This is a genomic window from Nocardia crassostreae (assembly GCF_001613405.1).
Classification (GTDB): domain Bacteria; phylum Actinomycetota; class Actinomycetes; order Mycobacteriales; family Mycobacteriaceae; genus Nocardia; species Nocardia crassostreae.
This window is the reverse complement of record NZ_BDCH01000014.1, coordinates 400,694-417,973: the sequence shown is the minus strand read 5'-3', so window position 1 is coordinate 417,973 and position 17,280 is coordinate 400,694. Positions and strand designations below refer to the sequence as shown.

Sequence of the window (17,280 nt, the reverse complement as noted above, 5' to 3'; positions counted from 1 at the left end):
GCAGGGCCCGGAGGCTCGGATATCAGGCGGCGAGGAGTTCGTCGATTTGTCCGAGGGCGGCGCTGGCGCCCTCGACGACGCCCATATCGAGGACCTGCTGCAGACCCTCCGCGGTTTCGTAGGTGGCGACGAAGGTCGCGTGGGTGCGGCCGTCGCGTTCGGTGAAGCTGTAGACGTTGGTCGCGACCGGCAGGTCGGGGTTCGGGTTGAAGTCGAGGTCGGCGAAGCCGTCTTCGAAGGTGAAGGAGCGGGGCTCGTCTACGGCGGTGACATTCCAGTACCCGGCGAATTTCTCGCCTTCGGGGTTGGTCATGAAATAGGTGACGCGCCCGCCGGGGGTGAGGGCGTGGTCGACGACGGTGGCCGGGTAGGTCGGTGGGCCCCAGATCTTTTCGAGCTGGCGCGGATCGGCGTAGAGCTGCCAGATCCGTGCCACCGGAGCATCGAATTCGGCGGTGATGGTGAGCGTGCGGTTGTCGAGGTCGTGGGTGACGTCGGTGACAGGCATGGTTCAGTCCTCCCGATCGGAGTGGATTGTGGTGTCGACTGCGAGCAGGTCGTCGATGCGCGCGATGCGGCCTCGCCAGATATGTTCCAGCTCGGTGAGCATCGATGCCACCGATCGCACCGCCGCCACGTCACCGTTGGCCAGTTGCTCGCGACCGTGCCGCCGCTTGGTGAGCAAACCGGCCTTCTCCAGGACGGCAACGTGTTTCTGCACCGCCGCGAAGCTCATGTCGTACTTCGCGGCGAGCCCCGAGACTGAATGTTCCCCGCGCAGCACCCGGCGCATGATGTCGCGCCGCGTGCGGTCGGAGAGTGCGTGGAACAGGGCATCGGCCCGATCCTCGTCGATTTCGGTCACTCCCCGAATATACAACCGATCGGTTGTAGGTAGTCAAGGGTTCGCGCGCGGACCGGTTCGCGCACGCCGGATTCACACCGGCAGGGCCAGCTTCTTCTTCGACATCACATGGAAGCCGAACTTCCAGATCGGCTGCATCTCGGTGAAGAATTCGTCGAAGGTGATGTGGCCGTGTCGTCCGTGCCGGTCCACGAAGGCTTGCACGGCCTGCCACGGCAGCTTGCCTTCGATGAGGGCGTAGAGCTCGCGAGGCGAGAGCATCCCATTGGCGTCGGCGTCGATCGCGCCGAACAGGACCCGCGCTCGCGCTCGATCGGCGTTCGAGCTCTCGGCGGCATCCACGTCGGCGAATTCCATGGCCTCCCATGCTTCCCGGACATGGTCGTCGATGAGCGATTCGCGGCCGTGCTCGCTGGAATGCGCGGCGAGCGCCTTGGCGGAGGGTTTCATGATCAACTGATAGAGCTGGGCGTAGCTGAAGACGAAACCGAGCCGCAGCAGGTTGCCAGTGAATCCGATCGTCGAGGACACGCTGATCATGGCGGCCATGGTGATCGCGACCGAGTAGGTCGATTCGGGGAACAATCGATAGCGCAGGAAAAGCCAGATGAGAACCCGGCACCACACATAGGCATTGAGCGCCAGGAATGTGCTGACGACCCAGAATTGCGAACTCGGATTCAGCAGCAGGTGCACCGCGCAGAACGCGTGTACGAAGATGACGAAGGCGTAGACGGGGGTCATGACCGCCTTGGCGCCGAAAACGATCGAGGCTTGATAGACGGATGTCGGCACGTGGAACAACAAGGCGATGAGCGCCATGGCCACACCCGCGACCGGTGTGAACTGCACCGTGAAGTACGCGACGACGCCGGTGACGATCTCGAGGCCGCCGCTGATCGCATGCACCCGAATGGCGATCCTGCGCCTGCGCAGCAAGAGGAATTTCGGATGCGGCGGTGTGGTGGCGTGGTAGCCGAGCACGAAGATATTGCAGAAGATCGCCGCCGCGCACAGCGTGAGCCGCTGCCATTCGCGATGGCTGCCCTCGTGCACGGCCACGAGCCACAACAGCACGGAGGTCACCAGGACGAGAGGCGTCAGAATTAGCCAGAAGTATTTCGCGCGCATGGCAATCTCCGCTTCATTCACACCGAATGGGCACCCGCGGGAAAACCGGACAACTTGCCGTACTCTAGCGCGCCCGATCAGCGCGAGCGTGGCAGTTCGCTCGGTGCGGCGGTGGAGCTGCGGAAGACGATGCGGTCGGCCTCCAAACGGTCGGCTCGGGGGAGATCCGATCCGGTGCGGAGGTGGTCGACAATGGCGCGGGCGGCCCGGGCGCCCTGCTCGCGGGCCGGTTGTTCGACGGTTGTCAGGCCGATCATTTCGGCGATCGGGTGATTGTCGACGGCGATCACCGACATGGACTCCGGAACTCGCAGCCCCGCGCCGTGGCGGAGGGTGCGCAGGGCCCCGGCGGCGATTTCGTCGGAGTGGCAGAACACGGCCGTGGGCGGCTCGGGGAGGCTGAGGAGCTGTTGCATGGCGCGGGCGCCTTCGGCAATGCCCCAGGGGACGGAGACCTGGTAGGCGCGGTGCACGGGGATCGCGGCCGCCGCGAGCTGGGACTCGTACCCGGCGTGGCGGTCGATATCGGAATCCCAGGGGCGGCCGTCGATGGCCTCGGCGCGGATCATGGCAATTCGGTTGTGCCCCTGATGGATCAGGTGCCCGACGGCCTTGGCGGCGGCTTCGAAGTCGTTGAAGCCGACACTGGGCACGCCCTCGGCGTGCGCGCCGACGCTGATCAGCGGGCAACCGGTTTCGTTCAGGCGCTCGCGATCGGCCGGGGTGATCGGCGCGGCGATGACGATCAGCGCATCGGCCTGCCTGCGGCTGAATCGGTGGAAGAAGTCGCGCTGCATATCGGTGCTCGCCAGGCAGTGGAGCAGCAGGTCGAGCCCGGCCGCGCGTAGTTCGGATTCGATTCCGGCGACGACGCTGGAGTGGAACCACGTGTCCACGACCGGCGTGACGACCGCGACGCGGCCGGTGCTGTCGGGGAGTACGGCATACGAGAGTTCTTCGGCCGCTTGCCGAATGCGTTCGCGGAGCGCGGGTGATACGCCCGGCTCGTCGCGCAGGGCGCGCGACACCGTGGCGATCGAGACATTGCCGACCCGGGCTGCGATATCGGACATTCGGACGCGCTTGGGGCTCACGGGTCCGAGTCTAGCGCGAGTGAGCAAAAAATTACGTCGAGGTGGGAGGTGAATTGCCTTTACTCCCAACGTATATACCCCTGGATTACGTTGACGCTTCAAGGTGATCGGCTCAGACTGGAGAAAACTTCTCAGCCGAAATCTGAGATTACGCAAATATTTATGTTTGGAATGGCATGACGCAGACACCTTCCGCGCCCTGGTGGCGAACAGCAGTGGTCTATCAGATCTACCCGCGCAGCTTCAGCGGCGGAAACGGTGACGGGATCGGCGATCTCGCGGGATTGCGATCGCGGATACCGTATCTGGCCGCGCTCGGAGTCGATGCGATCTGGATCTCGCCGTGGTATCCGTCGCCCATGGCCGACGGCGGTTACGACGTGGCCGACTATCGGGATATCGACCCCACCTACGGCACTCTCGCCGAGGCCGAGGACGTGCTCGAGACGGCGCATCGGTTCGGCCTGTACGTGCTGATCGATCTGGTGCCGAATCACACCTCCAGCGCGCACCCGTGGTTCGTGGACGCACTGGACGAGTCGCCGGGCGCGCGGGACCGCTACTGGTTCCGGCCCGGGCGCGGGCCGAAGGGCGAACTGCCGCCCAATGATTGGGCCAGCGTCTTCGGCGGCTCCGCGTGGACCCGCGTGCCGGACGGGCAGTGGTATCTGCACTTCTTCGCACCCGGGCAGCCGGACCTGAACTGGCAGAACCTCCAGGTGCGCAGGGAGTTCGAGGACACCCTGCGGTTCTGGTTCGACCTCGGCATCGACGGATTCCGCATCGATGTCGCGCACGGGATGGCGAAGGATCCCGCACTCCCGGACGCCGGTCCGCGGCCGCCCGCGGGGCTGTCGAGCATCACCGACCATCCGGGGTGGGATCAGGACGGGGTGCACGAGGTGTTCCGGGACTGGCGCAATATCGCCGAAGGGTACACCCCGCCAAGGATTTTCGTCGCCGAGGCGTGGGTCGCCGACAATGAGCGGCTGGCCCGGTATCTGCGGCCCGACGGGCTGCACACCGCCTTCCAGTTCGACCTGACACGAGCGCCGTGGCGGGCCGGGCAGCTGCGTGACATTATCGACGACGCTGTCGCACAGGCGGTCTCGGTCGGCGCGCCGCCCACCTGGGTGCTGTCCAATCACGATCTCACCCGGGTCGTCACCCGCTATGCCCGTTCGCAACCCGATCATCCGGTGGAATCACATTGGGAACGCACTCGCTGGGCCATCGAACCGGCCGATCTCGCGCTGGGCCGCCGCCGCGCGCGAGCGGCGGCCCTACTACAGTTCGCGCTGCCCGGGACCGCCTACCTCTACCAAGGCGAGGAACTCGGCCTCGAGGAGATCGAGGACCTGCCCGGCGAGGTTCGCCAGGACCCCGCCTGGGCGCAGTCCGGGCACACCGATATCGGGCGCGACGGCTGCCGCATCCCGCTGCCGTGGTTCGGTGACAGTGCGCCCTACGGGTTCTCGCCCCCGGACGCCCCCGCGCCTCCCTGGCTGCCACAGCCCCCGCACTGGGGATCCCGCACCGTCGCGGCCCAGCGCCCGGACCCGGACTCGTTCCTCTGCTTCTACCGCACCGCCCTGGCGCAACGCCGAATCCACTGGGCTGCGGACGAATCCACGCTCGAGTGGCTCGCAACCGCACCCGGTGTGCTCGCCTTCGCCCGCGGCAGCGCCCAGTGCTGGCTCAACCTCACCCCCGACCCCATCGACCTGCCCACGAGCGCGCGCCTCATCACCGCCTCCCAACCCGGCGTGCACCGCACGCTGCCCTCCGACACCGCCGCCTGGCTGACCACCGACACCGCCGGACAGCCACACCAGGAACCAATCCGGCCCGCCGAGAAAGGGACACCGCCATGACGTCCTACGGTAATGCCGACGCATCGTCCATCGGCATCGCGCCCGGTGCGGGCCCGGAAGCAGATACGGCGCAATCGATGCTGGTGGCGGCGTGGCTGGCCGCATGTCTCGAGGCGCTGCTCAGCTCCGGCCCAGTGCGCCGTGGACCCGCTGGAGGGAACGGTTCGTCATGACTCGCGGGCGAGGGGCCGGGGTGGGCACGGTCAGGCCCAGCAGCGGCCGTCCGTCGGCCGTGCCGCCGAGCGGGTCGACGCGCTCGAACAGCGCGTGGCCCGTGGGGTCGTCCGCGGGCGGGGAGGCCAGGCGCGCCGACGCCCCGACGGCGAGCACGCCGAGCAGGCACACCAGATGCGCGCACCCGACCGGAAGCGGCACGGGCCGGGGATCGCGGGCGCAGAGCAGGTCCAGGCACGCCAGCACCGGCCATACGGTGCTGCGCTGGGTGGCGAGCAGCTGGGTTGCGCCGACGCGCAGCAGCCATGCCGGTTCATCGATGCCGACATCATCGCGGGCCGGGGTGCGCGGTGGGGTGGTGGCGAGGTCCTCCAGGGCCGCCACGCGGCCCGAGAAGTGCCGCAGCTCCGGCGATTCACCGATCATGATCGTCAAACGCGCGGTGGCCGAACCGGATTGGACTGGTCGGCGCGCGACCGGCAGCGGCAGACCGAGACCACCGGCGCGCGCCACCGCCAGCATCGCCTCGATGGTCTCCACCCGGTTCCCGGTCAGGATGGGCACCGGTTCACCGCGCGCCAGCCCGGCATCGCCGAGATGGCCCGCCAGCCGGGCCGTGCGTTCGGCCAGGGCGCGAAATCCGACCGATCGCCACCGATCCCGGAAGGCCACCGCATCGCCGAGCCGCGCCGCACGCCGGGCCAGCAGCACCGGGAGGGGTACCAACAGCTGGGTCCGCACCATTTCGGCACTCCGAAGCAGCGCACGAACCACTCCCGGATCACCAGCGCCGGTTTACCCGCGATGAAGATCCGGTAGCAGCGGGCGCACACCGCGTCGTCGGTCCGGCCGTAGTACAGCAACTGCCGGAACGATTCGGCCGCGGCCGCCTGCAGGGCCGCGCCGATCCCTTCCGGCTCGGCCGCCAGCGCGCTGGTGAAACCCGAGGGCATCCGATGCGGCGCGATGATCGATTCCGCTCGCGCATACCGTGTTTCACTGCGGGCGCCGACCAGATCCACATGCCGGACCAGCACCGAATCACTGGGCCGCAGATCGAGCCAGTCGTCGCCGACCGCGGCGGCGGTCATCTGGTACTGCACCACGCGGCGGGCCTGCACCTGCTCCAGGACCAGCGCCTCGAGGGTGCGCGTCACCGTGCCGTCGGTCAGCATGGCACTGCGACCGGTGAGCGACCGGGTCGGCGGCATCGGTATCTCATGCGCAGAGTGTGGCCCGGCGTCAGGGGTGCGCAAACCCCTACGCGCAGCGACCCCTACGCAATCGCGAGGCCGCCGAGTCGACCTTGACAAGCGTTCTCGCCGTAAGGTTTCCTGGTTTCTGCACCGCCGCAGAACGGCGAGGCATTTCTCCCCGTATACCTCTTCATGGATCGGTTTCTCGGCAACGCCGCCGCAGTATTGCGCAGGGACTTCCGTGCATTTCTGACCGACCCCTTTACGGGACAGCGAAATTCTGGGGCAGTCATATGGCGCACCGAAGACGTGTCAATCAGCGGAGAGCAATCGGGGGAGCGGCGAACTCGGCGCCGACGATTGTCGCCGAGGCCGTGGCTTCCGGCCCGATCCCCGTGCCGAAACCGGGCCGTCGATATACCAGCGGGGCGGTACCGCGCTGCGAGGCCGTGATATCGACCGTACCGCACCGAATTCCGGCTCCGGACCCGCCCGATGGCGGTCGGGCGATCGTACACAGGCTGCGCCGCGGCTGCGAGGAGTTGCTGCGGGTGGCCGAGGCGATCACCATTCTGGGCGAAGCGAGTTCGGCCGCCACCATTACGCTGCTGCTGCAAGCCGATCCCGTTGCCGTACACCGGAATCTGTCGCAATTGTCCGATATGGGAGTGCTCGACGGCTGCCATTTCCGCAATCGCGACACCGCCATCCGGCTATTGCGCGGTATGCGGGTCGACAATCGCCGCCGCCTGCACCGGCGCGCGGCGGAGGTCCTGCACGAGCGCGGCGCCGCCGTCACCGCCGTGGCCGACCACCTGCTGCGCTCCGGCGGCCTGCGCCACCCCTGGATGGGCGCGGTGCTGCGCGCCGCGGCCGAGGACGCGCTCGCGCTCGACCAGATCGGCCGGGCCATGGACTATCTGGAGCTCTCGTATCGGACCACCGCCGACGGTCGCGACCGCGCCGAGATCGCCAGTGTGCTGGCCGCGATCGAGTGGCGGGTCAATCCGTCCACCGCCACCCGCAACTTCGCGCGGTTGCAGACCGCGGTGCGCAGCGGCGCGGCGTCGAACGGCGCGCTGCGCGAGGCCATGCGGTATCTGCTGTGGTACGGGCGGGTCGATGACGTCCGCGCGGCGCTGACGGCGCTGGACCGGGATCGCGCCACGGCCTCCGATGATTTCGCCTTCCTGCGCTCCTGGGTCGGGTACACCTATCCGGAACTGGGCGGCCGTGACGAGACGACGCCGAGCGCGGGGGCCGATCCGGACAAGGTGGGCGCCGATCCGGGCAATGTGCATCGTATGGGGACGAATCTGCTGACGGTGGTGGGCCGCAATGGCTGCGAGTCGACCGTGGCCATGGCGCACCGCATTCTGTCCCGGCACCGGCTCGATGCCGCGACCGTCGAAATGCTCACCGCGGCATTGGAGGCCCTCGTCTACGCCGACCGGTTGGATGTCGCGGCGGCATGGTGCGATGCGCTGCTGGCCGAGGCCTCGGCGCGGTTGTCGCCGACGTGGATGGCCATCTTCGCGGGCCTGCACGCCGAGATCGCCTTGCGGCAGGGCCGACTGGCGGATGCGTCCGAGCGGTCGGTTCAGGCATTGAATCAGGTGCCCGCCGAGAATCTCGGCATTGTCATCGCCCGCCCGCTGGCCTGCCGCGTGCGCGCGCTCACGGCCGCCGGGCGGTTCGAGGAGGCGAGCGCGCAAATGGCGCGCGATGTGCCGCTGGGACTGTTCGATTCGCGCCTGGTGCTGTTGTATCTGCATGCCCGCGGCCAGCTCGCGCTGGCCACCGGGCGCGCACCCGACGCGCTGGTGGATTTCCAGCTCTGCGGTGCGCTCATGCAGCGCTGGCGGCTGGATCAGCCCGGTGTGATGGCGTGGCGCAATGATGTCGCGCAGGTGTATCTCGAGGTTGGCGATCATGAACGCGCCCGCGCCTTCGCGCAACGGCATCTGGATCTGCTCGGCGATGCGGAGCGGCACGGCAGCGGCGGAGTCTCGCTGCGGTTGATCGCGGGCACCGCCGAACCACCCGAACGGGTGGTGCTGCTGCATCGCGCCGAGACGATTATCCGCCGCGGCCCGGACCGGCTCGAATTGGCGAGGGTGCTGGGCGATCTCGGCCGCACCTACGATCAGCTCGGGGACGCGCACCGCTCCCGGACACTGCGCCGCTCGGCCATGCGGCTGGCCCGCTTCTGCGGGGCGGAGCAGCTGTATCGGCAGCTCGGGGAGCCGCGCGCGGCCGAGCCGCCGGAACCGCCCGCGGAGGCGGTGCCGACCGGAGTGCTGACCTCGGCCGAGTACCGGGTGGCGGAGCTGGCGGCGCGCGGGCTGCGCAATCGCGATATCGCCGCCGAGCTGGGCATCACCACCAGCACGGTGGAACAGCACCTCACCCGCGTCTACCGGAAATTGAAGGTGCGCAGGCGAGGTGAGTTGCGGTTCATGCTGAGCATCCGGTGCTGACGAGCGCCCCGGCTAGGCCGGGGCGGCCTCGATAATGGACAGCGGCGCGGCCGTCGCGATGATGCGGGCCGCGCCGAAACCGGCCGCGCCGAGCAGCGCGCGATACTCCGTCGCGGTGCGCTCGCGGCCGCCGATGGTGAGCAGCACGTGCAGGTCCAGCGTCAGGCTCAGGTGAGAGGTGTTGCGCTGCTCGGGAATCAGGCACTCGATGAGCTGTAGTCGGCCGTCGGGCCTGAGGGCGGCGCGCACCGCGCGCAGGATGGTCAGCGCCGATTCGTCGGGCCAGTCGTGAATGATGTTTTTCAGGACGTAGACATCGGCGCCCGGGGGCACGCTGTCGAAGAAGGAACCGTTCTCGATGGCGCAGCGCTCGGTCACACCGGCCGCGCGCAGCACCTCGGGGGCGCCCGCGGTGGCGGGAGCGAGGTCGTAGAGCACGCCGCGGCTGTGCGGCGCGGCGGCGAGAATGGCCGCGAGCAGATAGCCGGAGCCGCCGCCGATATCGGCGATCGTGCCGTAGCGGGCAAAGTCACAGGCGGCCAGCAGCGGCGCGGCGGCGAGCTGCTAGGTCACGCGCATGGCGTCGTGGAAGGCCGCGGCCAGTTCCGGATCCCTGGCCAGATGCTCGAATCCGGTGGTGCCGTGCGCGATCTCGTGACCGCTGCGGCCGGTCTGGACACTGCGCAGCAGTTCCCCGCCGGTGGCCCACATGACCGGATGCGCGGTCGCCGCCAGCAGCGGGCGGACCGACAGCGGGGAATCGCTGCGCAAGGGTTCGGCCACCGCATTGAGTTCGAAGCGCCGATCGCGCAATTCGCGGAAGACCCCGTGCCCGGCCAGCATGCGCAGCAGCCGGTAGGTGGCGTCGGGATCGGCGCCGACCTGCGCGGCGATCTCGTCGGCCGGGCGCGGGCCGTCGGCGAGGGTGTCGGCAATGCCGAGCCGGGCCGCCGTTCACACCGCCTGGGACAGCAGCCAGCCGTCGGCCAGGTTCAGCACGCCCAGTGGCGGCGGCAGTGCGTGCAGCAATGAGCGGCGCAATCGGGCATGGGCGGATTCGGCCGCCCGCGCCACGCGCGGGGGCGGGATGAATCGAGATGTGGTCACCGTGAATCGCCTTCCGGTTGACGGGTGTCCTGGGCGGCTTCGTCGATCGCCCGGATGAGTTCCTGATGCGGATCGCCGCCACGCAGGACGGCCGCCACGATGCCATCGGCGCGCACCAGGACCGCGGCGCCGTTGTGGAGTCCGTAACCGGCCAGTGCGGCGCCTGCCGGATAGTGCAGGCGGTCGGCGGTCGTGCTCGGGGTGCGTGAAACGGCCAGTGCGGCAATGGGGGTCGCGTCCATGATGCGCGCGTACCCGACGGCGTCCCGCCACACCGGCTCGGATTCGGCGTCGCACAGCAGCAGCAATCCGGTCTCGCACAGTTCGGTGACGGTGGTTTCCGCGCCGGTGTCGCGGCGCAGCGGGTAGGCGGGGAGCGGATCACCCGGAGACAGTGCGGCAGTGGATGTATCGACGGTCTCGGTGGCGTCCGGTGGGCGCAGGGTGGTGATATCGGCGGGGGCAGGTGGGTGCAGGGTGGGGATATCGCCGAGCGCGCGATCGATCGCGCGATCGAGGCGGCGATGCAGCGGCAGGGCCAGGAGCACGCCCAGCGGGAGTATCGTCAGCGACAACCCCAGCCAGCCCACGAAGGCGCCGACGGCCAGTGCACCCAGGACGGGACTGCGTCGCGCACCGGCGCGGATCATCCGGCCCCAGCGCCGGAAAAGCCTGCCCGCCATGAGGTCCGCGCCCGCGACCGGATACACCACCGGCGCGCCGACGACAGTGGCATCGGGTATCGCCCAGGCGCGGCCGCATTCGCGCAGCCGCGCGAGTTCGCGGTCGTCGACGCCCGCGCGGCCCAGCGGACCGCGCCCGCCCCGGCGTCCGCCGAACGTCCAGCGCAGGGTGGTGACGAGGGTGATGAACTGCGGGCGCGTATCGGTCGCGACGACCGCGCCCAGATGCTGCGAGCCGAGCGCGGTGGGCCGGTGGTCGACCTCGAGCACGGCCGAATGCCACATCTTGCGGCAGGCCACCACCGAGATCACCTCGCGGTCCTCGAACAGCTCCGGATGCCTGTTGAGCACCGTCCGCATGGGCACAGAGGGCGCCAGATACCAGACCTGATAGGCGAACACGATCAATTCGCCGGGCTCGGCGCGGAATTCCGAATCCGGTGTCGCCAGCGCGATTTCGGCCTGTTCGTCGACACAGGCCGGAAATACGCCGAAGAACGACGGGACGGTCCACGGGAACGGATACGGTGTCGCCGGTCGCACCGCGACGTGGCGAATGCGCCATCCGGCCGCGGCCAGGGGTGCGGTGAATGCGTCGACGGCATCGGTCAGCTGACCGGTTTGGGAATAGTGGAAGACAACGGCGCGCTGAGTGGAAACGGCGTTATCGCGGGAATTCTCGATACTCATGAACCGTACCCACTTCCGGGACGTGTGATGAACGGAACTCTATCGATGCCCGGCCCGGCCGGGCAAGGAAGCCCCGCACCGGCCAGGGGTGCGCCGCATAGCGGTTGACACGCCCGGATTCCGCTGCCCGCATGATATTTCGTTGACGCTGCCGGACCGTGCTCGGGAGACTGGCGGGAAGTGAGACAGAATTCGCGATATCCTAGTGAAAGTACGAGGCGGAAATGTCGATCGTAGTCGAAATCCAGAGAGACATTTTCGACTATCTCGAATCCCATTACGGGATCGAGCCGGAGGAAATCAAAAGTCATTCCAGATTGAACGAGCTCGGTGTGGACTCGCTCGGCCTGCTCGCCATCGCGGATCTGGTGAAGAAGAAGTACGGCATCGCCCTGGACGACGAGCGGATCGCCTCGGTGAAAACCTTCCAGGACTTCATCGCCCTGCTGGAGCGCAAATGCGCCGCGGCCGGACAAGCCGGGGGGATGTGACGCGCATGCCCGCCTACATCACCGCCACCGGCCGGTTCCTGCCCGGCGATCCGGTGCCCAACGACGAGATCGAGGACTATATCGGCCGCGCCGGGCTGGCCTCGGCCGAGCTGCGCGAGATGATCCTCGCCAATAGCGGTATCACCAGCCGCCACTACGCCATCGACAAGAAACAGCAGACCGTGTACTCGAATACGCAGATGGCCGCCGCGGCCGTCCGCGAGGCGGTGGCGCGGGCGGAGCTGGGGTCCGACGAGGTCGAGTTCCTCGCGGCGGCGACCACCATGCCGGATCTGCTCGGACCGGGTCACGCCAGCATGATTCACGGCGAACTGGGGTTCGCGCCGCTGGAAGTGATGTCCGCACACGGCATCTGCAGTTCCGGCATGATGGCGCTCAAGGACGCCTATCTGCAGATCGTCGCCGGTGAGAAGCGCAATGCGGTGGTGGTGGCCAGTGAATTCGCCTCGCGCGGTTTCAAGAGTTCGCGCTATGCGCAGATGCGCTCGGTGGTGGAGGACGGCACGCTGCCGATGGAGACCGCCTTCCTGCGCTACATGCTCTCCGACGGGGCGGGCGCCGCGGTGCTGCGCGACGAGCCCGCGGCCGAGGGGATCAGCCTGCGCATCGATTGGATCAGCCTGACCTCCTACGCCAATACCGAACAGGCGTGCATGTTCTTCGGCAGCGACTGCACCAAGACCTGGGGTGACTATCCCGACGCCACGGCCGCCGCGGTGGACGGGGCCATGGCGCCGCGGCAGAAGCTGTCATTGCTGCCGCATCTGGTGGAAGTTGGCATTCAGGAGTGCGAGAAGCTCATTGCCGCCGGACGTTTCGATCCCGAGCGGGTGACCTGGTTCCCGGTGCACTACTCGAGCGAGCGGATGAAACAGCTGCTGCTCGGTGAGTTCACCCGGCGCGGTATCGGCGCGGCGCGCCGGGAGAGCTGGTTCAGCAATCTGACGCGTGTCGGTAACGTCGGTTCGGCGAGCATCTATCTCATTCTCGACGAGATGCTGACCGAGAAAATGATCAGCGAGGGCGACACACTGGTGTGCATGGTGCCCGAATCCGGCCGGTTCATTATCTCGTTCATGCACCTGACCGCGGTGGCCGCGCCCCGGTCGTGACGAACCGCGGTGACGCCGGAGGGCAGCGGTATGGCGGAGGAGCAGCTGCGCAGCTATCTGCGCACCGCGGTGCGGGAACTGCAACAGGCGCGGGAGCGCCTGCGGCAGTTCGAATTCCGGGCGAGCGAGCCCATTGCCGTGGTCGCCATGGGGTGCCGGTTCCCGGGTGGTGTGACCGGGCCGGAACAGCTGTGGGAGACGGTCGCGGCGGGGCGGGATGTGATCTCGGATTTCCCGGCGGATCGCGGGTGGTCGCTGAGCGGCCTGACCGATCCGGACCCGACCCGGCAGGCGCTGGTGCGCAAGGGTGGATTCCTGGCGGGGGCCGGTGATTTCGACGCCCGGTTCTTCGCCATCAGTCCGCGCGAGGCGCTGGCGATGGATCCGCAGCAGCGGCAACTGCTGGAGGTGACCTGGGAGACCCTGGAGCGGGCCGGGATGGATCCCACCTCGTTGCGCGGGAGCCGCACCGGGGTGTTCGTGGGCATGATCGGCAACTCCTACGGGGTGATCGACGGGTCCTACCGGGCGTTGAGCGGTGCCCAGCTCACCGAGGTGAGCGGATTCCTCATGACCGGGGTGGCCGCCGCGGCGGCTTCGGGCCGCATCGCCTATATGCTCGGATTACACGGTCCGGCCGTGACCGTGTATACCGCGTGCTCGTCCTCGCTGGTGGCATTGCATCAGGCGGTGTGCTCGCTGCGGCGCGGGGAATCGGAGCTGGCGCTGGCGGGCGGGGTCACCGTCATGACGACGCCGGATGTGTTCGTCAGCAGCAGTGATCGCGGGGTGGCGCCGGACGGGCGGTGCAAGTCCTATGCGGCGGCCGCCGATGGGACCGCCTGGGCGGAGGGCGTGGGAATGCTACTGCTGGAACGGCTTTCGCAGGCGCAAAGCAATGGGCATCCGATTCTGGCGGTCATTCGCGGGTCGGCGGTCAACTCCGATGGGGAATCCAATGGGCTGACCGCACCGAACGGGTCGGCGCAGCGGCGCGTCATTGCCGAGGCGCTGGCCGATGCGCGGCTGTCCGCGCCGGAGGTGGATGTCGTCGAGGGGCATGGCACCGGGACGATTCTGGGTGATCCCATCGAATTGCAGGCGTTGCTGGACACCTATGGCAGGGAGCGACGGCGGCCGCTGTTGCTCGGGTCGATCAAGTCGAATATGGGGCACAGCCTCGCGGCCGCGGGGGTGGCCGGTGTGATCAAGATGGTGCTGGCGTTGCGGCACGGCGTCGTCCCGCCGACGCTGCACGTGGATGCGCCTACCCCGCATGTGAATTGGGAGCGCAGGCGGGTGGAACTGGCCACCACCGCGCAGGAGTGGCCCGAGACCGGAGTGCCGCGGCGGGCGGCGGTGTCCTCGTTCGGTATCAGTGGAACCAATGCCCATGTGATTCTGGAAGAGGCTCCGGAGCAGCAGAATTCGGATCAAGAGGGGCCGGGTACCGGTCTGCCTCCGGGGCACGTCTGGGTGGTGTCGGCGCGCTCGGCGCGTGGGCTGGCGGCACAAGCGGCGCGGTTGACGGAGTTCCTGGCTGCCCGCGCTGACGTGGATCCCGCCGATATCGGGTATTCGCTGGTGGTGTCGCGGGCGCGGCTGCCACATCGCGCGCTGCTCGTCGGCCGGGAGCTCGGCGAGCTGATCGGGGCCGCGGGCGACCTCGCGGCGGGGCGTGGGTCGGTTGCGGTGGTGTGCGGGCAGGCCTCGCCGGTGGCGAAAACTGTTCTGCTGTTTCTGGATACGCTTCCCGAACCGGGTGCGGTGCGCGAGCTGTATCGCGACTTCCCGCTATTCAGAACGGCATTCGACGAGATCTCGCGCGAGAGCGCCGTCTCCGCGCAGCTGCTCGGCATTGTGCAAGATGACAGTGCGGACGTCCAAAGACTGTGGGGTATCGAGAATTTAACCGATTCTTATCGCTTCGCCACGCAGGTCGGGTTGTATCGGGTGATGGAGTCGCTCGGACTGGGGGCGGACTACCTGATCGGCCGGGGCGGGGGAGCGCAGGCCGCGGCCCACGTGGCCGACTGCACGCGAATACCGCTGGCGCCCAGCGATACTGGCTTCGACAGCGCCCTGGCGTGGGTCGCGAAGCGCGACGGCGTGGTCCTGGTGGAGCTCGGTGGGCCCGAGGCCGTCGACCACATTGGTGCGACCGTGCGCGGGGCGGTCGCATCGGATACCGATGTGGTGGAAGTCGCGGCACTGAACGCCACTCGCGGTCCCGGCTGGGCGGCGATATCGGTCCTCACCGCGCTGGCCGCCGCCCACGCGGCCGGTGCGCCCGTGGACTGGGCGGCCCTCTACGCCGGTTCGGGCGCGTGCCGAACGGATCTGCCCACCTACGCATTCCAGCATCGCGGATATTGGCTGGGCCGCTAGATGGCGAGCGGGGGGCGAGTCGCGGTGGTAGGGGCGGGCATCTCCGGCCTGGGTGCCGCGCACCGGCTCCGGCGCGCGGGACATCAGGTCGACCTCATCGATCGGGCCGCCGTGCCGGGTGGCCGCTGCGGCCCCGGCATCCTGTGCGGCCGCCCCATCATGGTCGGCGGACGGCTCATCGGCGCCAAATACACCGCGCTGCGCGAATTCCTCACCGACCTCGGCCCCTTTCCCCTGGAACCGGCGTGGATGCGCCTCACCCACCTCGTCGACGGCGAACTCGTCGCTCTGGACCACCGCGATCCCGCCAGCACGCTCCGCTATCTGGTCGGCGCCGGGGCGGCCGCCCCCGACGTCGTGAAGTTCTCCTATCTGAGCCGCCGCGCCCAGGACGAGCCCGGGCTGCTGGCACCGGGCTATTTCAGCAAACTCGCGGGCCTCGGCGACCGTAAACCGTTGACCGACCACTTCGACCCGGTCATCGCGCAAAAGCTGCTGGCTCCCATGACGATATGGATGCACGGCGCGGAACCCGACGAAGTGCATCTGGGGTCCTTCGGCATGGTCCTGTCCACCATCATCGACGAGTTCGAACAGCTCACCGACGGGATCCAGCCGGTGGTGGCCCAACTGGCCCGCCAGGGCGTCACTCTGCGGACCCGGACCACGGCACTGCGCATGCTGGTGCGCAACAGTCGAGTCCGGGGCCTGACGTTGTCCGAAGGCGGCGGCCCCGCCGTGGACCGCCACTACGACGCGGTGGTTCTCGCCCTCCCCGCCGCGGCGGCGGCCGAATTGGCCACGGACTAATTCCCGGCACTGGCCAAGCTCCTGACCCAAGTCCGCTATCTGCCCGCCGCGGCAGCGGTCGTCGAGTACGACCGCGACGTCTTCCCGCCGGGCGTCGGCGGCATCAGTTTCGACGGGGGCCCCTGCCGCATGGCGGGCGCCTACGGCGTGGACCGCCGAAACACGGTGCGCTACACCTTTTCCGGGCGCGCCGCGCGCCCCCTCCCCACCGCCGCGGCCCTCGACACCTGGCTGGGCCGCACCGAACGCCTGCTCTCCGACACCTTCTCCCTGACCCCGCTGCGCCGCCGTGGCGTGGTCCGCCGGGGCTGGCCCACCGGCTACTGCGCCTACCTCCCCTTCCAACTGGAATTCAGCGCCAAACTGCGCCACGAACTATCGGCCTGCTTCCGTTCCGGCCTGGCCGCCGCGGAAGCGACCACGGCCGACCTCGGTTGATCTGTGGCTCCTCTACGATTCATGGGAGCGCCGATCGAGGAGGGATATGCGGCTGGAGGGGCAGCGTTGGCGCACGCTGGTCAGTACCGTGCGGTTGGGGCGGGACGAGTATCGGGTGATCCGGCTCGCACGCCCGATCGAGCATGCACCGCTGCACGACGGGTATCTCGGTGTGCAGATGACCGTCGATAAGGCGGCCGCGATGACGGTGAGTATGGCGTGGGCGCTGGCGCTTCGGTCACCGCATACGATCGTCTATCTTCCTTTGCGGCGCAACGAGTTCGAATGCGATCTCTACTACGCCACCGGCAATGAGCCCCGACTGGACCTCGTACTGCTCCACCACAGCCTGCGATTCCGGACATCTCGATGGAAAGATGTCCGCGCCAAGCTCGGCAGCGGCCATCCCCACACCGTGGTCTGCCGCGGGTTACCGGGGGCCGACGACTTGGAAGCCGAGTTCGCCGCGCGCCATCACCGCGAGTTCAAAGACGTTCTGCGCTATGACATCACCGCCGACACCCTGTTCCTCGTCGGTAGCAGGACCGCGTTCGAACTCGAGGCGCACCATCTGCGGAGCCTGGTCGAGGAATGCCCTCGGCATATGCACGAACAACCGGAAACCCACTGCTGCGCCGAAATATCGGTCGCCGGTATGCGGCAATGGCTGCACGTCGAATACTGCCGAGAACACCGAACCGCCAACCCCGAGAACCACTGAAGGCC

The 17,280-nt window shown here is 68.3% G+C and carries 15 protein-coding genes and 3 pseudogenes; 8 read left to right on the top strand and 10 right to left on the bottom strand.

Annotated features, from left to right (window positions below; all coding sequences use genetic code 11):
• Positions 1-22 precede the first annotated feature (22 nt).
• The 4 genes from NC4_RS14505 to NC4_RS14490 form a co-directional block, all read right to left on the bottom strand.
• Positions 23-508, bottom strand: a complete 486-nt coding sequence (locus NC4_RS14505) for an SRPBCC family protein (RefSeq protein WP_067537649.1) — start codon at positions 506-508, stop codon at positions 23-25.
• A gap of 3 nt (positions 509-511) precedes the next feature.
• A complete protein-coding gene (locus NC4_RS14500; protein ID WP_218021109.1) occupies positions 512-865 on the bottom strand; it encodes an ArsR/SmtB family transcription factor in 354 nt (117 codons plus the stop codon).
• Between the two features lie 72 nt (positions 866-937).
• Positions 938-1,996, bottom strand: a complete 1,059-nt coding sequence (locus NC4_RS14495) for an EF-hand domain-containing protein (RefSeq protein ID WP_157554700.1) — start codon at positions 1,994-1,996, stop codon at positions 938-940.
• Positions 1,997-2,073: 77 nt separating this feature from the next.
• Positions 2,074-3,090, bottom strand: coding sequence for a LacI family DNA-binding transcriptional regulator (locus tag NC4_RS14490; RefSeq protein WP_067537644.1), 1,017 nt, complete (start codon positions 3,088-3,090; stop codon positions 2,074-2,076).
• A gap of 176 nt (positions 3,091-3,266) precedes the next feature.
• On the opposite strand from NC4_RS14490, the gene NC4_RS14485 reads away from it, so the two are divergent.
• Positions 3,267-4,964: a glycoside hydrolase family 13 protein gene (locus tag NC4_RS14485; protein ID WP_067537641.1), complete on the top strand. Its 1,698-nt coding sequence runs from the start codon at positions 3,267-3,269 to the stop codon at positions 4,962-4,964.
• Positions 4,965-5,084: 120 nt separating this feature from the next.
• Here NC4_RS14485 and NC4_RS14480 read toward each other — a convergent pair whose 3' ends face one another.
• Together NC4_RS14480 and NC4_RS42635 are read right to left on the bottom strand one after the other, a co-directional pair.
• Complete coding sequence (locus tag NC4_RS14480; RefSeq protein WP_084529077.1) at positions 5,085-5,882, bottom strand: AMP-binding protein; 798 nt, start codon at positions 5,880-5,882, stop codon at positions 5,085-5,087.
• 35 nt (positions 5,883-5,917) lie between these two features.
• A pseudogene (locus NC4_RS42635) lies at positions 5,918-6,313 on the bottom strand (chorismate--pyruvate lyase family protein); the annotation flags it as partial.
• Positions 6,314-6,885: 572 nt separating this feature from the next.
• Between NC4_RS42635 and NC4_RS14470 the strand changes: the two are divergent.
• Complete coding sequence (locus NC4_RS14470) at positions 6,886-8,814, top strand: helix-turn-helix transcriptional regulator (protein WP_169814800.1); 1,929 nt, start codon at positions 6,886-6,888, stop codon at positions 8,812-8,814.
• 12 nt (positions 8,815-8,826) lie between these two features.
• On the opposite strand, the pseudogene NC4_RS42630 reads toward NC4_RS14470, so the two are convergent.
• The 4 genes and pseudogenes from NC4_RS42630 to NC4_RS14460 all read right to left on the bottom strand — a co-directional run.
• Positions 8,827-9,363, bottom strand: a pseudogene (locus NC4_RS42630) (methyltransferase); the annotation flags it as partial.
• Positions 9,364-9,378: 15 nt separating this feature from the next.
• A pseudogene (locus tag NC4_RS42625) lies at positions 9,379-9,756 on the bottom strand (methyltransferase family protein); the annotation flags it as partial.
• A gap of 12 nt (positions 9,757-9,768) precedes the next feature.
• Entirely contained in the window at positions 9,769-9,921 is a 153-nt protein-coding gene (locus NC4_RS42620; RefSeq protein ID WP_245721680.1) for a hypothetical protein, read from the bottom strand.
• Entirely contained in the window at positions 9,918-11,294 is a 1,377-nt protein-coding gene (locus NC4_RS14460; protein ID WP_067537631.1) for an FAD-dependent oxidoreductase, read from the bottom strand. Before NC4_RS14460 ends, NC4_RS42620 begins: the two co-directional genes overlap by 4 nt.
• Positions 11,295-11,518: 224 nt before the next feature.
• Here NC4_RS14460 and NC4_RS14455 point away from each other — a divergent pair, with 224 nt between their 5' ends.
• The 6 genes from NC4_RS14455 to NC4_RS14430 all read left to right on the top strand — a co-directional run bounded on the left by NC4_RS14455 (position 11,519) and on the right by NC4_RS14430 (position 17,275).
• Positions 11,519-11,785 carry an acyl carrier protein gene (locus tag NC4_RS14455; RefSeq protein ID WP_067537628.1) on the top strand — a complete coding sequence of 89 codons (267 nt, stop codon included), beginning with the start codon at positions 11,519-11,521 and terminating at the stop codon, positions 11,783-11,785.
• Positions 11,786-11,790: 5 nt separating this feature from the next.
• On the top strand, positions 11,791-12,918 hold the full coding sequence (locus NC4_RS14450) for a 3-oxoacyl-[acyl-carrier-protein] synthase III C-terminal domain-containing protein (RefSeq protein WP_067538089.1): 1,128 nt from the start codon (positions 11,791-11,793) through the stop codon (positions 12,916-12,918).
• A gap of 9 nt (positions 12,919-12,927) precedes the next feature.
• The gene (locus tag NC4_RS14445) at positions 12,928-15,306 is read left to right on the top strand and encodes a type I polyketide synthase (RefSeq protein WP_218021108.1); all 2,379 of its coding nucleotides are present in this window, start codon (positions 12,928-12,930) and stop codon (positions 15,304-15,306) included.
• Positions 15,307-16,116, top strand: coding sequence for an FAD-dependent oxidoreductase (locus NC4_RS14440; RefSeq protein WP_067537622.1), 810 nt, complete (start codon positions 15,307-15,309; stop codon positions 16,114-16,116).
• A 129-nt stretch (positions 16,117-16,245) separates the two neighbouring features.
• A complete protein-coding gene (locus NC4_RS14435; protein ID WP_067537621.1) occupies positions 16,246-16,554 on the top strand; it encodes a hypothetical protein in 309 nt (102 codons plus the stop codon).
• A 46-nt stretch (positions 16,555-16,600) separates the two neighbouring features.
• Positions 16,601-17,275 carry a hypothetical protein gene (locus tag NC4_RS14430; protein WP_067537618.1) on the top strand — a complete coding sequence of 225 codons (675 nt, stop codon included), beginning with the start codon at positions 16,601-16,603 and terminating at the stop codon, positions 17,273-17,275.
• Positions 17,276-17,280 lie beyond the last annotated feature (5 nt).

Bases quoted from the DNA above. Each gene is read 5' to 3' on its own strand.
- NC4_RS14505 (WP_067537649.1), bottom strand. From the start codon at position 508: ATGCCTGTCACCGACGTCACCCACGACCTCGACAACCGCACGCTCACC.
- NC4_RS14495 (WP_157554700.1), bottom strand. From the start codon at position 1,996: ATGCGCGCGAAATACTTCTGGCTAATTCTGACGCCTCTCGTCCTGGTG.
- NC4_RS14485 (WP_067537641.1), top strand. From the start codon at position 3,267: ATGACGCAGACACCTTCCGCGCCCTGGTGGCGAACAGCAGTGGTCTAT.
- NC4_RS14480 (WP_084529077.1), bottom strand. From the start codon at position 5,882: ATGGTGCGGACCCAGCTGTTGGTACCCCTCCCGGTGCTGCTGGCCCGG.
- NC4_RS14460 (WP_067537631.1), bottom strand. From the start codon at position 11,294: ATGAGTATCGAGAATTCCCGCGATAACGCCGTTTCCACTCAGCGCGCC.
- NC4_RS14455 (WP_067537628.1), top strand. From the start codon at position 11,519: ATGTCGATCGTAGTCGAAATCCAGAGAGACATTTTCGACTATCTCGAA.
- NC4_RS14450 (WP_067538089.1), top strand. From the start codon at position 11,791: ATGCCCGCCTACATCACCGCCACCGGCCGGTTCCTGCCCGGCGATCCG.
- NC4_RS14440 (WP_067537622.1), top strand. From the start codon at position 15,307: ATGGCGAGCGGGGGGCGAGTCGCGGTGGTAGGGGCGGGCATCTCCGGC.
- NC4_RS14435 (WP_067537621.1), top strand. From the start codon at position 16,246: ATGGCGGGCGCCTACGGCGTGGACCGCCGAAACACGGTGCGCTACACC.
- NC4_RS14430 (WP_067537618.1), top strand. From the start codon at position 16,601: ATGCGGCTGGAGGGGCAGCGTTGGCGCACGCTGGTCAGTACCGTGCGG.